The sequence below is a fragment of the Stenotrophomonas sp. 610A2 genome, from assembly GCF_030549615.1.
In the GTDB taxonomy this organism is placed as follows: Bacteria; Pseudomonadota; Gammaproteobacteria; order Xanthomonadales; family Xanthomonadaceae; genus Stenotrophomonas; species Stenotrophomonas pigmentata.
In genome coordinates, this window is sequence record NZ_CP130832.1 from 4,343,191 (window position 1) to 4,357,921 (window position 14,731).

At 64.8% G+C, this 14,731-nt stretch carries 14 protein-coding genes and 1 tRNA gene; 9 read left to right on the top strand and 6 right to left on the bottom strand.

Going from position 1 to position 14,731, the window contains the following annotated elements; all coding sequences use genetic code 11:
- Positions 1-5 precede the first annotated feature (5 nt).
- Genes Q5Z11_RS19205 through Q5Z11_RS19230 form a run of 6 tightly spaced genes read left to right on the top strand, consistent with a single transcriptional unit; the run spans position 6 to position 3,177 of the window.
- Complete coding sequence (locus tag Q5Z11_RS19205) at positions 6-611, top strand: biliverdin-producing heme oxygenase (protein ID WP_303747868.1); 606 nt, start codon at positions 6-8, stop codon at positions 609-611.
- Positions 611-982 carry a YbaN family protein gene (locus Q5Z11_RS19210; protein WP_303747869.1) on the top strand — a complete coding sequence of 124 codons (372 nt, stop codon included), beginning with the start codon at positions 611-613 and terminating at the stop codon, positions 980-982. The genes Q5Z11_RS19205 and Q5Z11_RS19210 overlap by 1 nt, the downstream gene beginning before the upstream one ends.
- 11 nt (positions 983-993) lie before the next feature.
- A complete protein-coding gene (locus Q5Z11_RS19215) occupies positions 994-1,305 on the top strand; it encodes a hypothetical protein (protein WP_303747870.1) in 312 nt (103 codons plus the stop codon).
- Positions 1,302-2,006, top strand: a complete 705-nt coding sequence (gene exbB / locus Q5Z11_RS19220; RefSeq protein ID WP_303747871.1) for a tonB-system energizer ExbB — start codon at positions 1,302-1,304, stop codon at positions 2,004-2,006. Before Q5Z11_RS19215 ends, exbB begins: the two co-directional genes overlap by 4 nt.
- Positions 2,007-2,008: 2 nt before the next feature.
- Entirely contained in the window at positions 2,009-2,431 is a 423-nt protein-coding gene (gene exbD, locus Q5Z11_RS19225) for a TonB system transport protein ExbD (RefSeq protein WP_303747872.1), read from the top strand.
- On the top strand, positions 2,428-3,177 hold the full coding sequence (locus Q5Z11_RS19230; RefSeq protein WP_303747873.1) for an energy transducer TonB family protein: 750 nt from the start codon (positions 2,428-2,430) through the stop codon (positions 3,175-3,177). The genes exbD and Q5Z11_RS19230 overlap by 4 nt, the downstream gene beginning before the upstream one ends.
- A gap of 163 nt (positions 3,178-3,340) precedes the next feature.
- Here the strand turns inward: Q5Z11_RS19230 and Q5Z11_RS19235 are convergent, their stop codons facing one another.
- From Q5Z11_RS19235 to Q5Z11_RS19245, 3 genes are all read right to left on the bottom strand, one after another.
- Positions 3,341-6,490 (bottom strand): TonB-dependent receptor, encoded by a 3,150-nt coding sequence (locus Q5Z11_RS19235; protein WP_303747874.1) that lies wholly within the window; start codon positions 6,488-6,490, stop codon positions 3,341-3,343.
- Positions 6,491-6,567: 77 nt separating this feature from the next.
- Entirely contained in the window at positions 6,568-7,551 is a 984-nt protein-coding gene (locus Q5Z11_RS19240) for a FecR domain-containing protein (protein ID WP_303747875.1), read from the bottom strand.
- A 5-nt stretch (positions 7,552-7,556) separates the two neighbouring features.
- Entirely contained in the window at positions 7,557-8,066 is a 510-nt protein-coding gene (locus Q5Z11_RS19245; protein WP_303747876.1) for a sigma-70 family RNA polymerase sigma factor, read from the bottom strand.
- A gap of 333 nt (positions 8,067-8,399) precedes the next feature.
- On the opposite strand from Q5Z11_RS19245, the gene Q5Z11_RS19250 reads away from it, so the two are divergent.
- Positions 8,400-10,730, top strand: a complete 2,331-nt coding sequence (locus Q5Z11_RS19250) for a TonB-dependent receptor (protein ID WP_303747877.1) — start codon at positions 8,400-8,402, stop codon at positions 10,728-10,730.
- A gap of 175 nt (positions 10,731-10,905) precedes the next feature.
- Here Q5Z11_RS19250 and Q5Z11_RS19255 read toward each other — a convergent pair.
- A tRNA-Arg gene (locus tag Q5Z11_RS19255) sits at positions 10,906-10,982 on the bottom strand.
- 127 nt (positions 10,983-11,109) lie between these two features.
- Between Q5Z11_RS19255 and ubiA the strand changes: the two genes are divergently transcribed.
- A complete protein-coding gene (gene ubiA, locus Q5Z11_RS19260; RefSeq protein WP_303747878.1) occupies positions 11,110-12,003 on the top strand; it encodes a 4-hydroxybenzoate octaprenyltransferase in 894 nt (297 codons plus the stop codon).
- Between the two features lie 158 nt (positions 12,004-12,161).
- Here ubiA and Q5Z11_RS19265 read toward each other — a convergent pair whose 3' ends face one another.
- Together Q5Z11_RS19265 and Q5Z11_RS19270 are read right to left on the bottom strand one after the other, a co-directional pair.
- Positions 12,162-12,743, bottom strand: a complete 582-nt coding sequence (locus Q5Z11_RS19265; protein ID WP_303747879.1) for an HdeD family acid-resistance protein — start codon at positions 12,741-12,743, stop codon at positions 12,162-12,164.
- A 133-nt stretch (positions 12,744-12,876) separates the two neighbouring features.
- Positions 12,877-13,578, bottom strand: coding sequence for a ComF family protein (locus Q5Z11_RS19270; RefSeq protein ID WP_303747880.1), 702 nt, complete (start codon positions 13,576-13,578; stop codon positions 12,877-12,879).
- 73 nt (positions 13,579-13,651) lie between these two features.
- On the opposite strand from Q5Z11_RS19270, the gene bioB reads away from it, so the two are divergent.
- Complete coding sequence (bioB, locus tag Q5Z11_RS19275; protein ID WP_303747881.1) at positions 13,652-14,680, top strand: biotin synthase BioB; 1,029 nt, start codon at positions 13,652-13,654, stop codon at positions 14,678-14,680.
- Positions 14,681-14,731: the final 51 nt, after the last annotated feature.

The following is a 14,731-nucleotide window of genomic DNA, read 5'->3' on the forward strand; positions in this document are numbered from 1 at the left end:
TGCACATGAACGAAAAGAGCACCGCCATATCGCGCAGCCAGCAGCTCAAGGCTGTCACCCACAGCACCCATGACAGCCTGGACAAGCGGGTCATGGCAGCGGACATCTTCGCCAACCGCGACAGCTTCGCGCGCTTCCTGCGCGTGCAATACCGCTTCCATCGCGATATTGATGCGCTGTACTCGCATTCGGGATTGCTGGCGCTGATCCCCGATCTTGGCGAGCGCCGGCGGCTGGCAAAGATCGCACTCGACCTGCAGGATCTCGGCAGCGAAGTTTCCGCCAGCAGCACTCCAGCGGTCGCCGCCGACATCGCCCTGCCCAACGCGCTGGGCTGGCTGTACGTAGCCGAGGGCTCCAATCTCGGCGGTACCGTGCTGTTCAAGCTGGCCCGCGAGCGCCTGCAGTTGCAGGCTGACTTCGGCGCCCGCCACCTGGCCGCACATGCCGACGGCGCGGCGCGCCATTGGCGCAGCTTCACTGCCGCACTGGATGCGGCAGCGCTGGCGGCCGCGCAGGAAGCCCTGGTGGTAGAGGGTGCACGCGCGGCGTTCCAGACCGTGCGCGCCTATGTGGAAGCGGAACTGCATCCCGATCCGGCGCTCGCCTGATGCGCTGGCTCTGGTTCTGCGCAGGTTGCTGGATGCTATCGCTTGGCATCATCGGCGCACTGTTGCCGGTAATGCCCACCACCATCTTCCTGATCCTGGCGCTGGCCTGTTTCGCGCGCTCCTCGCCAAGGCTCGAACGCTACCTGCTGCAGCATCCGCGTTACGGCCACAGCCTGCGCCTGTGGCGTGAGCAGGGCGCGGTCAGCGCCAAGGGCAAGGCCTTCGCCGCGATCGGCATGGCGCTTGGCTATCCGATTTTCTTCTGCACCGCCCACCCAGGCTGGAAGCTGGCACTGGGCATCGGCCTGTTCTTCATTGCCAGCGCCAGCTACGTGCTGTCGCGCCCCGCACCGCGTGCACTCATCCATTGAGGAGATCGATCATGCCCCTGACAACTTCAGGCAACTTGTCGCTGCCGATACGTAACATCCACTCGGCGGCACTGCGCGGCGCCGGCATCCGCGTGACCTCGGCGCGGATCGCCACCTTGCGGCTGGCACCCTTGGTACTCGCCGCACATGGCCACCTCAGCCCACAGCTGTTGCATGCCGCTGCCGTGGAACAGGGCGGCATGCATGTCTCCACCAGCGCCTTCTACAACACCTTGTCGACCCTGACCGCCGCCGGTCTGCTGCCGTCCACTCACGCCGCACATGCATCGGCGACACCTGCCATCGTGAGCGTGCAGGAATGAGCATGCACGCCGGCCTGCCAAGCAACCTAAGCCCGTGGCAGATGTTCCTGCATGCCGACTGGGTGGTTCAGACAGTAATGATCGGCTTGGCAGTCGCCTCATTGGCAACCTGGACGGTATTGCTGGCCAAGCGCCGCCAGCTGCGTCGCGAAGCGCGCAGCCTGCATGATGCGCGCGCCCTGCTGGCAATCGCCGACAGCTTGCCAGCGGCATCGGAAGCAGACCTGCAACACAGCGCAATCGCGGCTTCATTGCTGGCCGAGGCGCAGGACGAGCTGCAACGTTCGCCCGAGGCCGGTAACACCGACGGCATCAAGCACCGGGTCGAATCGCGCCTGCAGCGCATCGAGCTAGCGCATGCGCGACAGCTGCGCAGCGGCACCGGCCTGCTGGCGACCATCGGTGCCACCGCACCCTTCGTCGGCTTGTTCGGTACGGTGTGGGGCATCATGAACAGCTTCGTTGGCATCGCCCAGGCCAACACCACCAATCTGGCGGTGGTCGCGCCGGGTATCGCCGAGGCCTTGCTGGCCACCGCGCTTGGGCTGGTCGCGGCAATCCCCGCCGTGGTGATCTACAACCACCTGAGCCGGCAACTTGCGGCGCTGCGCGGCGACAGCGGTGATCTATCGGCCAGCGTGCAGCAGCTGGTCTCGCGCGACCTCGACCGCTGTGCCGTCCGCCCGTCCGGAGCGCCGTGAGCATGGCGATGAGGACCGACGAGCAGGACGATGTACCCGACGAGAACCACGAGATCAACGTCACGCCTTTCATCGACGTGATGCTGGTGCTGCTGATCATCTTCATGGTCGCTGCGCCATTGGCCACGGTGGATGTCGCCGTCGACCTGCCTGCATCAACGGCGCAGCCACAACCGCGCACCGATGAACCGGTGTACCTGACCTTGCGGCAGGACCTGTCACTGCGCTTGAACCAGGACCCGGTTGCTGCCTCTGCCTTGGCAGCGGCGCTGGATACGTTCACCAGCAGCAACCGCGAGCAACGCATCTTCGTGCGCGCTGACAAGGGCGTTGCTTACGGCGACCTGATGGACACCTTGAACAGCCTGCGTGCTGCCGGCTATCTGAAGGTGGCCCTGGTCGGCCTGGAGCAGGCCGCGCCGTGAACGCGACACTGCATGCAGCCGAAGGCCCACGCTGGGGCCGCAGTCTGTGCATCGTGCTCGGTGTGCATGCGTTGGCGGTGGGCGGCGCTGTCATCTGGTCATCGTGGTCACCAGCACCTGCACCGCCCTCGCCACCACAGGCGGTGATGGTGGAACTGGCGCCACTGCCGAGTGCACCGCCGGCACCGCCCACCGATCTGGCGCCAGGACCGCTGCAACAGGAGCAGCAGGCGCAGCCCGCTCAGGCAGCTGCAACACCGACTGCGGCAGTGACGCCGCCCTCGCCGACCCTGCCAGCAGACGCCGCCCTGCCACCGCCTGCGCCGGAGCGTCAGGAACAACGACCCGCATCGGTCGAAACTGCCGAGGTGTTGCAATCAACTGCACCACCCAGTGTGCAGGCGCCCAGCAGCACCCGCTATACCGCCCGGCAATCCTCGGCCGGTGCCGCCAATCCATCACAGGCCAATTGGCAGGCGTTGGTACTCGCACATCTGGAGCGCTACAAACGCTACCCGCGTGCAGCACAGCGTCGCCGCAGCGAAGGCGTGAGCTTGGTCGAGTACGCGGTGGATCGCAGCGGCGGCGTGCAGTGGGCGCGGCTTGCCCGCAGCAGTGGCAACGCCTTGCTGGATGGCGAGGCGCTGGCCGCCGTGCAGCGCGCCAGCCCGTTGCCGTCACCACCGGATGAAGTACCGGGTGATCCTGTGCAGATCACCACGCCGGTGGAATTCTTCATTCGCTGATTGGCCCGCGTGGTGCTTTCGCGCTGGTCTGCTCAACCGCAAGCTGCGTATCACTGCATTCTTGTTGGCTGCCGCTCGCGGCAGAAACAGCAAAGCCCGCCCGGATCCAGATCCGGGCGGGCTTTGTCATTGCACGCGGCGCGCTGGAACACGCCGCGCTGGATCAGAACCGGTAGTTGAAGCTTGCCTTCAGCGTGCGGCCAGGCGCCAGCATCGACGAGCGGGTCAGCGGATCGATGTAGTAGAGGTTGCCCAGATTGGTCCCCACCACTTCTACCGTCGCGCGATCATTGACGCGCCACGTAGCGTAGGCGTCATACGTGGTGATGCGGCCCCATTGCAGCGGCGTGTTGAGGTAATAGGAAATCGTCGCCGATTGGCTGCCGTAGTTGTCCTTGAACACACTCTCCTGCGGCGCGTGGTGGACGATGCGGCTGCCCAGCTCCAGCTTGCCGTCGAACAGGCGCGTCCCCACCGTCCAGTTGAAGGTGTAGCGCGGGATCGCCATGGTCACCAGGTAGCCACCGACGAAGCCGGTTTCCACGCAGTTGGAGACACCGCCGGTGTTGTCCAGCAGCATCGCGGTGTGCTCATCGCAAACGCGGTTCTCCAGGTTCCAGGCACCGCTGATGTCGGTGAAGAAGCGGCCGTTGTCGAAGCGTCCCTGCACCTCGACGCCGCGGATGGTCTGCTCGTCGATGTTGGAGAAGGTCAGCTGCGGGCTACGCTCGATCACGTCGCGGGTGCGGTGGTGGTAGTAGGCAATCTTCAGGTCCGCCAGCGGATTACCGTCCAGCAGCTGGCCGAAGTCCTGCACCCACGACAACTCGGTGTTGTAGGCATGCTCCGGCTTCAGGCCGTAGCTGTCCTGGACACTGGAGAAGCCAATGGTGCTTTCAAACAAGGCCGGGAAGCGGCGCACCTGGCTGTGGCGCAGGTAGACACGGCTGTGCTCGCTGAATTCATAGGTTGCGGCGAACGACGGCACCCAGCCGGCACCGCGCTGCCTGCGCGCGGTGTTGTCGACCGTGGCGAAGGGAATCAGCTCACCATTGACGCTTTGGCCGGGATAGGGGCCATCAGACCAGCACTTGCGACCGCCGCTGAGCTCGACGTTGCTGAAATCGATGGCGCCATTGATGCAGGGATTCCCGGCGCGGGTGTAACGGCCCTGGCCATCGTGCTTCCACAGCATCTCGTTGTTGGCGGTGTACGTGGTGCGGCTGCGGACTTCGTCGAGGGCTGGGGTCAGCAACTCCGCCACGAACTGCTCGCGTGTATAGCCGAAGAACTCCTCGTAGATGGGCCACTGGCTTTCCATGATGTCGGTCATCTGGGCGACCGACGTGTCGATCTCGGCCTGGGTGTAGTGCTCAAGCGTGTTCCACCTTATCACCCGACCCGAGGCCTCCTGGCTGCTGGTCGGCAACACGCCGGCCCGCTGCTGGCGCGCGAGGAACTCATCGAACGACTGCCAGTTCTGGTAACGCACGCCCGCGCTGAGCAGCAGCTTGTCGATCGGCCGCCATTCGAACAGGGCGCTGAGATCATACTCACGGCGCCAACCAGCGCGCGGCTTGCCGCGCCAATAGCCGGTGATCTCCGGATCGTTGTATGCATCCTTGGAGCTGAGGGTTTCCTTCTGCAGGTTGCCACCGACCGTCAGGTCCAGGCTGTCGCTCAGCTGCATCTTGTTGTCGAACGAGAAGCCGGTGCGCGCGTTCTTGCTGTTGGCGATCGCGGTGTTGCGGAAGTGGTCCGGGGTGACATAGACCTTGTCGATGTCGTTGTACCAGTTCATGCGGTCGTTCGGCAGGCCACCACTGCTGTAGGTCGCGCTGTCGGTATCAGTGCGCCACAGGTTGGCGCGCAGGTCCACCCAGTCCAGCCCCGGGCGCCACTTGTATTCCAGGTTCACCGCACGCGCATCCACCTGGCTCAGCGGCCACTGCGGAATGCCATCGGTGACGGTGTTATCCCACTGGATGCGCGAGGGCATGATCTCGCCGTAGCGTGATTGCGTGTCACGCACATTGAGCTGCAGCACCTGGCTGTCGCTCAAGCGCCAGGTGCCCTTGACCAGCCACGATTCCATGCGGCTGGAGGAATTGAGGATCTCCGAACCCGGCACATAGACCTTGGCCAGGTAGGGCACGTAGTCCCAGCTGGTGGTCGGTTCGTTGTCATAGAACGAACTGCCATGCTTGCCGGCGAAGTGATTACCCTTTTCGCGGAAGGCGTAGGCCGCCATCAGGTCGAAGTTTTCCTTGCGCAGGCCCAAGGCCAGGCGCCATGCCTGGTCATTGCCGAAGCTGCCGCTGCCACTGGTGCGCGGGTGCTGGTAGAGGGTCGGGTCGTAGAAATTGACCTGGCTGGCGGGGAAACCCGGCACGCTGCCGAGCGGCTTGCCAGTCAACAGGGTCGGCAACTTCGGATCGATGGCGTTGTCGCTGGCCTCCATCTTCAGTTCACCGCCGAAGCTCTCGCCTTCCAGCAGGATGTCGTCCACGTCCAGCGTCTTGATCTGTACCGCGCCGCCCACCGAGGTGTTGGCACCACGCAGCATCGCCGGTCCCTTGATGACCTGCATGCCGCCGATCAGGCTGGGATCGATGTAGTTGCGGTTGTTCGCGCCCATGTAGCCGCGCCAGACCGTCAGTGCCTGCTCGGTGCCGTCGATGGTCAGTGGCACACGGCCCGGCCCCTGGATACCGCGGATGTTGGGATCCAGCGCACCGCTGTTGCGGGCATCGCCACTGTAGACGTTGACCATGCCCTTGAAGATGTCGGCCGGAGCAGCGCCCTTGTAGCGTTCGATCTGCTCGCGTCCGGCGTAGACGGTGGACAAGTCCAGATCGTAGACATCGTCGTAGCCGCGCTCATCGCGCTCGATGCCGGTGGGATCGGCAGAACGGTCGCCGCCTACCCGCAAGGTGCCGATAACTACCGCATCACCGTCGGCGCTGGCCATGCGCTGGATGCTCCACGCACCAGGGCTGACCTCGCGTGCCACCAGATCCGTGCCCTGCAACAGTCGGGCAAGCGCCGCGCGCACCGTATAGCGCCCCTGCAATGCGGGCGCGGAGCGGCCCGCGGCCAAGGCCGGGTCATAGCTCAGCGAAACACCAGCGGCGGTCGCGGTGTCGTTCAATGCCCGCGCCAGCGGCGCGGCGGGCAGATTGAAGCTGACATTGCCTTCGCCAACCGCGGTTGCGTTGTTCTGGGCGAAGGCCAGCTGCGGCAGCGGCAGTGCGAGGGCGACCAGGCAGGCGAGCGCCAGCGAGGTTCGGACAACAGGGGGACGCGAAGACATGGCGGGGTCCGTGACAGAAGGAATTGAAAGGGTTCACTTCCTTGCCCGGCCAGCCGGCAAAAAGGGACATCCCCAGCTCAGGCGGGGTCGACCATCACCCACAGGCGGCTGCGGTAGCGCACCCGCAACGGGAAACCCGCCTGCAACAGGGCGAGCACGGTATCGGTATCGTCCAGCTGGAACACGCCGGATACCGGCATGCGCGCGACCTCGGGATCACAGCGCACGACGCCGGGGCGATAACGCGCCAGCTCGGACAGCAGTTCGCCCAGCGGCATGGCTTCGGCGTTGAGCACTCCTTGCACCCAGGCCAGGCTGTTGCGCTGGAGCGCAGTGACCGGGCCGATGCCCACTGCGTTGAAGACCGCCTGTTGGCCTGCGCTCACCACCTGCGCGGCATCGCTGCGATCGCCGAGCCGGATCCGTACCGCGCCCTGCTCCACCGCCACTCGTACATGGTCATCCCACATGCGCACGGCAAACCGCGCGCCCACGGCCAGCAGGTGCGCGTTGCGCAGCTGTACCAGCAAGGGCCGCGCCGGAGACCGATCATCCGCCGCTTCCTGCAGCAGTAGTTCGCCCCGCAGCAGCTGCACCTGCCGCAGCTGCTCATTGAAGCCGAGCGCGATCCGCGTATCGGTGTTGAGCAGCAATTCGCTGCCATCCTCAAGCCGCAGTGCGCGGCGCTCACCGATGGCGGTGCTGGTATCGGCAACAAGCTGTTGCCAAGGCTCGCGCTGCCACGCCAGGCGCGCCAGTGGCGCACCGACCATCATTCCCATGATGGCCGCCAACGCGGCGCGGCGGCCCTGCAGGCTGCGTCGTGCCTGTCGCAATGGCGCACTGCCCACCGCGCCCGGCACATCGTCCAATAGCCCCGCCAAGCGTTCTGCGCGATGCCAGGCGCGTGCATGCGTGTCGTTGCTGGCCAGCCAGCGCTGCCACGCGGCACGCTCCCTGGCATCGAGCTCGCCTTCGCGGAAACGCAACAGCCACTCGGCCGCTTCGCGCAGCACCGGCGCAGGAATGGGGGTATCGGCTCTGGGCGCAGCGTCCTGCATGCGGATCAGTCCATGGCCTCAAGGCAGGCGGCCATCGCCAGCACGATGTCGCGCTTGATGGTGCGTTCGGTGACACCCATGCGGGTGGCGATCACCGCATAGGTCTGCCCGTCCAGCTGGGACAGCAGGAAGGCCTCACGTGCCCGCGCCGGCAGCGCATCCAGCATGCGGTCGATGCGCATCAGCGCTTCCAGCGCGATCTGCCGCTGTTCTTCATCCGGGACCAACGCCTCCGGCAGGCTGGCCAATACTTCCAGCCATGCCCGCTCCAGCGCGCGGCGCTGCCACAGATTGATGACCAGGCCGTTGGCAATACGGGTCAGGTAGGCGCGCGGCTGTTCCAGCGCTGGCAGCTGTGGCTTCTGCAGCAGGCGCACGAAGGTGTCCTGCGCCAAGTCCGCTGCAGCCTCGTCCGCGGACATGCGGCGCCGCAGCCACTGCAGCAACCACCCATGGTGCGCGACGTACAGGCCCTGCAGGGAATCAGGCGCCGGTGCCGGCGAAGCGTTGGCCATGGGCAAATATTGCGAATAGGAATCACTATCATCCAATAAATCAGGGGCGATAGGCAAACCGGGCCTGCGGTCGGCGCGGCAACAGTGGTTTCCGAGCAGCGAAGCCATTCGGCCGCCCAGGAGCTTTGCCGGCGTGTTGGTGGAGCGGGCGGAGAAGGGCCTGCCGACTCGAATCTGGCCCGCTGCCCCTGACCGCGTCGACAACGCAAAGCAAGCAATCCCACCTGCAAACGCCGCAACCACGCGATGCCACACCTCCGGTCAGGCAGCGAAGGGGCTTCCTCTTTCGTCGTATCGATATATTATAACATTCCATTTTTACGGGGATGATCCATGCGTCAACACGTACTTGCGGCCGCCGTGCTGCTCGTTGTCCAGAGCGCCTACGCCGCAGACGACACCACCCTGCCCACCGTCAAGGTCCGGGCAGACAAGGCTTCAAAGATCGACAGCATCGTTGTCGTCGAGAACACCCAGGCGCAGAACCGCACCCTGGGTGGCATGCTGGAACGCGTGCCAGGCGTGCAGAACAGCGCCTTCGGCCCGAACGCCGGCGCGCCGGTCATCCGCAGCCTGGGCGGCAACCGCGTGCAGGTGCTGGAGGATGGCCAGTCCATCCTCGGCATGAACGCACTCAGCGGCGACATCGCCATTCCCTTCGATCCGCTGTTCGTGCGCGGCGTCAGCGTCAACAAGTCATCGGACAGCGTCCGTCACGGCGGCAACGCGATCGGCGGCAGCGTCGATGTCGACTCCGGCATCATCTCCACCAAGATGGAAGAGAAGGACCAGGAGATGGAGCTGGTGCTCCGGCAGGGCTTCAACGCTGCCGACGCGCAGGGCTTCCGCATGAACTTCAACAACCAGCGCAACTTCTCGACCAACCTGCAGATGTCGCACCAGCGCATCTCGCACTACGACATCCCCGGCAACAGCAAGGCCAGTGTCTGCGACAGCCAGTTGTTCCCGGCTGCCGGCGGGGTCAACAGCGGCCTGGCCGACAGCTGCCAGAAGGAGGCCCGCATCCAGCAGGTCTACAACAAGGCATCGCAGCCCTACATCGACCAGTTCATGACCGAAAACCCGGACTGGGCGGACGGCAGCTTCTCCTTCTATACCAACAAGCCGTCATCGGTCTGGCAGGGCAAGACCTACGTGAACCCGGCAAACCCGGACTATGTGGCGGGCACACCTTCGTATGTGCAGAACAAGGTCAACCGCGACGTAACCCCCAACTACCGCGGCACCCTGGGCAACAGCTACTTCCGCAACACAAACATTGCCGCAGGTTCGACCTACTTCTTCAACCGCGGCTATGTCGGCATCAGCATCGACGCCAAGGACAGCGAGTACGGGGTGCCGGGCTTCTCGATGGACAACCTGTCCTTCGGTGCCGACCACAGCCAGAGCCGCCCGGTGGGCGTGGTGCTCAAGCAGACCAAGTACGCGCTGCAGGCCAACCTGCAGGATCCATTCCCGCTGTTTGAAAGCGCTGACCTGCGCATGTCGCAGATCAGCAATACCTCGGCCGAACGGCTGGGCACAAGCACGGCCAACGAGTATCAGTTCGATACCTACCAGGCCGAAGCACTGCTGTCACAGCGCCGCGTCGGCCCGCTCAGCGGCCTGCTCGGGCTCAGCCAACGCACGCGCGATATCGCGGGCAGCGGCGCGTTGCGCTATCTGCCCGATGTGCAGAGCGTGACCAATGCGGTGTTCCTGAAGCAAAGCCTCGACTTCGCCGCGGCCTCCTTCAATGCAGGGTTTCGCCACGAGCGTGTGGATCATGACATCCGCAGCAGCGCCTTCAAGACCTCGCGCAACTCGCCCAACGTGAAGCTCGAGGATCGGGCGTTCACGCTCAACAGCTACAGCTTTGGCGCACTTGTAGCGCTCGGAAGCCACCTCAGTGCCAAAGCCCGCTATGCGTCGTCGCAACGGGCACCGGACGTCAATGAGCTGTATGCCAGCAACGCCCACTACTCGGTCATGACCCAGGAAGAAGGCAACCAGAAGCTGGAACCGGAGCGCGCGAAGAATGCCGAATTCGCCCTGCTGTTCAACAACCGCGGCTTCGACATCTCCGCGACCGGCTATGTCATGAAGTACGAGAACTATCTCTACCAGGGCTATTCCGGCCTGCAGACCGCCAATCGCCTGCCGCTGAAGTACTGGAAGCAGACCGACACCACGGTGAAGGGCTTCGAGATCGAGGTGTCGCAGGCATTGGAACTCGGCCGCTGGGGCAGTTTGAACCTCTCCGCGTTCTCCGACCTGGTGAAGAACCGTGCGGACCATCCGGATTCGCTGCGTGCACACAACGACGGTGAGTACCTGCCCAACATGCCGACCAACCGCTACGGTGCAAACATCGGCTGGCAGAAAGGCGCCTGGAAAGCCGGCATCTCCAGCACCTATTACGACAAACAGAAGTACCTGGGGAAGAATGTCAGCGAGGAAGTACCGCTGGATGGCTTCAACATGCTGGACATGCAGGTCAGCCGCCGCTTCCAGCCGCGTGGTGGCTACGCAAGCGCGATCGAGGTGTTCCTCAATGGCTCCAACCTGCTCGACGCCGAAGCCCGTCCACACAACTCACCGTTGAAGTACATCGCGCCCCTGCCGGGCCGTGCATTCCAGCTTGGGGTGCGCATCAACCTCTGAGGTCCCTGCAGCAGACACGCAGAGCCCTGTCGCCGGCTTGGCTCTGCGCCTGTATCGGCGCATCTCCTCATACAGGCCTCCGCGACTGTGCCGGAGCGCATCGAATGGCCGAAAAGCACAAACCCCGGATTTCTCCGGGGTTTGTGCTGTCCTGGGACTGGCCCGGACTTCAATCTGGCGCGCCCGGAGGGATTCGAACCCCCGACCAATGGCTTCGGAAGCCACTACTCTATCCGGCTGAGCTACGGGCGCATTGTGCTCCGGCCGGCTGAGCCGGGCGGACGCGCATTCTAACGGCAAAAGCGGCCGCAGGTCTGCCCCCACCTTTGGATTGCTGTAGTTCGGCGGGAAAAACCTGCCCAGCTGGTAACCTTTGCGCATGAGCCGTCTCCCAACTACACCGTCCACCGCAGCTGGCACTTCGCGGTTCGGGCACTACTGGAAATTGATGCGCGCCGACCGCCCGATCGGCACCTTGCTGCTGCTGTGGCCCACCTGGTGGGCGCTGTGGCTGGCCGCCGATGGCCTGCCGCCGCTGTGGATACTGTTCGTGTTCAGCGCCGGCGTCTGGCTGACCCGCTCGGCCGGCTGCGTGATCAATGACTACGCCGACCGCTGGTTGGATCCGCACGTCAAACGCACCAAGGACCGACCGCTGGCCACCGGCGCGATCTCCGGCCGCGCGGCGCTGATGCTGTTCGCGGGCTTGATGCTGGTCGCGTTCGCGCTGGTGTTGACCCTGAATGCCTTGACCATAGCGCTGAGCTTCATCGGCGTGTTCCTGGCCGCCAGCTATCCCTACCTGAAGCGCTATACGCATCTGCCGCAGGTCTACCTGGGCATGGCCTTCGGCTGGGGCATCCCGATGGCCTTCGCCGCCATCCAGGGCGAGGTGCCGCCACTGGGCTGGGTGCTGTACGCCGCCAACATCCTCTGGTCCACCGCCTACGACACTTGGTACGCCATGGTCGACCGCGACGATGACCTGAAAGTAGGCTCACATTCCACCGCCATCCTGTTCGGCGATCTGGACCTGGTCATCCAGGGCATCCTGTACGCGCTGTTCTTTGCTGCGATGGCTTTGGTCGGGCAGCGCGCGGGCTTGGGCTGGGCCTATTGGGCCGGCATCGGCGTTGCGATGGCGCTGGTGGTGTATGAGTTCTGGCTATGCCGCGACCGCGAGCGCGAGCCTTGCTTCAAGGCCTTCCTGCACAACAACTGGGTCGGCGCGGTGTTGTTCGCCGGCATCGTCGCCAGCCAGTATCTGGATTGAAGAAACGGCCCGCAGTGCGGGCCGTTTCGTTTCTGGTAGAGCCGAGCCATGCTCGGCTGGGGCATTAGCGGTGAAGCCTCTGCCGAGCATGGCTCGGCACTACGCTTCTGCCCCCTCCCTTTCGCGCAGCGAAGGGGAGGGTTGGGGAGGGGTAAGCGTCACATCGCGCCGATGGACTTGCCCAGCGAGCGCAGGCGGAACGCTGCAATTATCTGCAGCACGCCGTAGATCAAGGCCAGCACGCCGATCCACAGCGAGGTCACTGCCAGGCCCGCAATCGGGTTCAACGCGAACATCACGCCCAATGCCACCGCCAGTAGGCCGCTGACAATCAGCATCCACTCGCCAGTGATCTGCTTGCGCACGCGGATGGCAAACACGATGCGATAGATGCCGCCAACCACCAGCCAGGCGGCCAGGAACAGCAGCAGCACGCTTGCCGTCGCCAGCGGGTTGATCACCGCCAGCACACCAAAACCAATCGAAGCCAGCGCATAGAACAGCGCCCAACCGCGCGATACCGGTGCCGAGCCATTGAAGGCGGATACCAATACCACCACGCCTTCAACAATGGCCATCACACCGAGCCACCACGCCAGAACCGCTGCGGTACGCACGGGCGCCATTACTGCCAGAACGCCAAAAATCACCGCAAACAGGCCAAACAGCAGCAGCACCCACCAGTTGCGCGTCAATGTGCCAAACAACGATCCAGCAGGAAAACCCGGGGAAGCACCCATGTCTGTCTCCTCTTGTTGAAAAGATGTAAAGCCCTCTCGCGGCCAGTCTAGGCGCATCGCTGCTGCAATTGCATGTGACGATGGCACCGGGGATTTCAAGCTGCATACCGCGCAGGCTTGGCATTGGCTGCAATCACGGCACCCGCGCACAGACCCAGGCATCCACCCGCTGCACACCCGCGCGGTGCAGTGTGTGTGCGGCGGCATGCAAGGTGGCGCCAGTCGTCATCACGTCATCGAGCAGCACCACATGCGCCGGCAGCGCCCCCACGGCGATGAAGGCGCCACGCAGATTGCGTTTGCGCTCCACCGCATCCAGCTCCGATTGTGGCTGGGTGGATAGCCGCCGATGCAGGCCCCGGCACAGCGGTAGCTGCAGCGCGCGCGCCACCGGCTTGGCCAGCTCCCTGGCCTGGTCATAGCCGCGTTGGCGCAGCCGCGACAGGTGCAGCGGCACCGGCACGATCGCCTGCGGGCGCTCGGCGTCGCGCACCGCATCCAGCAACAAGGCCGACAACAGCCGCCCGGCGCTGAGGTCATGGTGGAATTTGAACCGCAACAACAAGCCGTCAACCGGCGCGCTATAGGTAAATGCCGCCAGCGCCGACTGCAGGGGCGAGCTCGAGCGCTGGCAGGCGCCGCACAGCCCACCCGCATCACCGCCCGGCAAGGGCAGAGCACAGCGCCAACAAGCGGCCTGTTGCCATGGCAACCCAGCGCTGCAGGCCAGGCACAGATCCCGTCCGGGCAAGCCATCCTCGCCACAGACCAGGCAGCGCGGCGGGAACAGCAGGGCCGACAGCTGGCCCCCGAACCTGTAAACCAGTTCTTTCATTGGACAGTTGACAGCAATGTATATGCTGACCAGACTGCGCCGCTTCCATCGCCCCATCTGTCAGGTAACACCGATGTCCACCGTCATCCGCCACGATTGGAAGCGCGAAGAGCTGCTGTCCATGCTCGAACTGCCCTTCCCCGAGCTGCTGCACCGCGCAGCCAGCGTGCATCGCCAGCACTTCGACCCGGCGCAGGTACAGGTCTCCACCCTGCTCTCGGTCAAGACCGGCGGTTGCCCGGAAGACTGCGCCTACTGCCCGCAGGCCCAGCGCTATGACACCGGCGTGGACGCGCAGAAGCTGATGGACACCGACAGCGTGGTGGCCCGTGCCCGCGCCGCCAAGCAGGCCGGCGCCTCGCGCTTCTGCATGGGTGCGGCCTGGCGCTCGCCCAAGGACCGTGACATCCCCAAGGTCGCGGCGATGATCCGCGAGGTGAAGTCGCTGGGCCTGGAGACCTGCGCCACCCTGGGCATGCTCGAAGGCCACCAGGCGCAGGCACTGAAGGACGCCGGGCTGGACTACTACAACCACAATCTGGACACCGCGCCGGATTACTACGACTCCATCATCCATACCCGCCAGTACCAGGACCGCCTGGATACGCTGGAACACGTGCGCAACGCCGGCATGAAGACCTGCTGCGGCGGCATCGTCGGTATGGGCGAGACCCGCGAGCACCGCGCCGGCTTGCTGCAGGCGCTGGCCAACCTGCCGGCGCATCCGGACTCGGTGCCGATCAACCGCCTGGTACAGGTTGCCGGCACGCCCCTGCACGGCAGCGCCGAGCTGGACCCGTTCGAGTTCGTGCGCATGATCGCGGTGGCCCGCATCGTGATGCCGCGTTCGATGGTGCGGCTGTCGGCCGGCCGCGAGAGCATGAGCGACGAGCTGCAGGCGCTGTGCTTCCTGGCTGGCGCCAACTCCATCTTCTACGGCGAAAAGCTGCTGACCACCGGTAACCCGGACACCGAGCGCGACCAGGCCCTGTTCGCCCGCCTCGGCATCAGCCCGATGCAGGTACATGTGGACGCCGACGACCACGACCACCCCGGCACGGTGCACCTGGATATCGCCCCGCTCTGCGCCCGCAGCGCCTGACCTGGCTGGCGCCCCGCCCGCGGGGCGCCGCTTGGGCATTCTTACAGGCAA

Bases quoted from the DNA above. Each gene is read 5' to 3' on its own strand.
- Q5Z11_RS19265 (WP_303747879.1), bottom strand. From the start codon at position 12,743: ATGGGTGCTTCCCCGGGTTTTCCTGCTGGATCGTTGTTTGGCACATTG.
- Q5Z11_RS19270 (WP_303747880.1), bottom strand. From the start codon at position 13,578: ATGAAAGAACTGGTTTACAGGTTCGGGGGCCAGCTGTCGGCCCTGCTG.
- Q5Z11_RS19240 (WP_303747875.1), bottom strand. From the start codon at position 7,551: ATGCAGGACGCTGCGCCCAGAGCCGATACCCCCATTCCTGCGCCGGTG.
- Q5Z11_RS19210 (WP_303747869.1), top strand. From the start codon at position 611: ATGCGCTGGCTCTGGTTCTGCGCAGGTTGCTGGATGCTATCGCTTGGC.
- Q5Z11_RS19215 (WP_303747870.1), top strand. From the start codon at position 994: ATGCCCCTGACAACTTCAGGCAACTTGTCGCTGCCGATACGTAACATC.
- Q5Z11_RS19250 (WP_303747877.1), top strand. From the start codon at position 8,400: ATGCGTCAACACGTACTTGCGGCCGCCGTGCTGCTCGTTGTCCAGAGC.
- bioB (WP_303747881.1), top strand. From the start codon at position 13,652: ATGTCCACCGTCATCCGCCACGATTGGAAGCGCGAAGAGCTGCTGTCC.
- Q5Z11_RS19205 (WP_303747868.1), top strand. From the start codon at position 6: ATGAACGAAAAGAGCACCGCCATATCGCGCAGCCAGCAGCTCAAGGCT.
- exbB (WP_303747871.1), top strand. From the start codon at position 1,302: ATGAGCATGCACGCCGGCCTGCCAAGCAACCTAAGCCCGTGGCAGATG.
- ubiA (WP_303747878.1), top strand. From the start codon at position 11,110: ATGAGCCGTCTCCCAACTACACCGTCCACCGCAGCTGGCACTTCGCGG.
- Q5Z11_RS19245 (WP_303747876.1), bottom strand. From the start codon at position 8,066: ATGGCCAACGCTTCGCCGGCACCGGCGCCTGATTCCCTGCAGGGCCTG.
- exbD (WP_303747872.1), top strand. From the start codon at position 2,009: ATGGCGATGAGGACCGACGAGCAGGACGATGTACCCGACGAGAACCAC.
- Q5Z11_RS19235 (WP_303747874.1), bottom strand. From the start codon at position 6,490: ATGTCTTCGCGTCCCCCTGTTGTCCGAACCTCGCTGGCGCTCGCCTGC.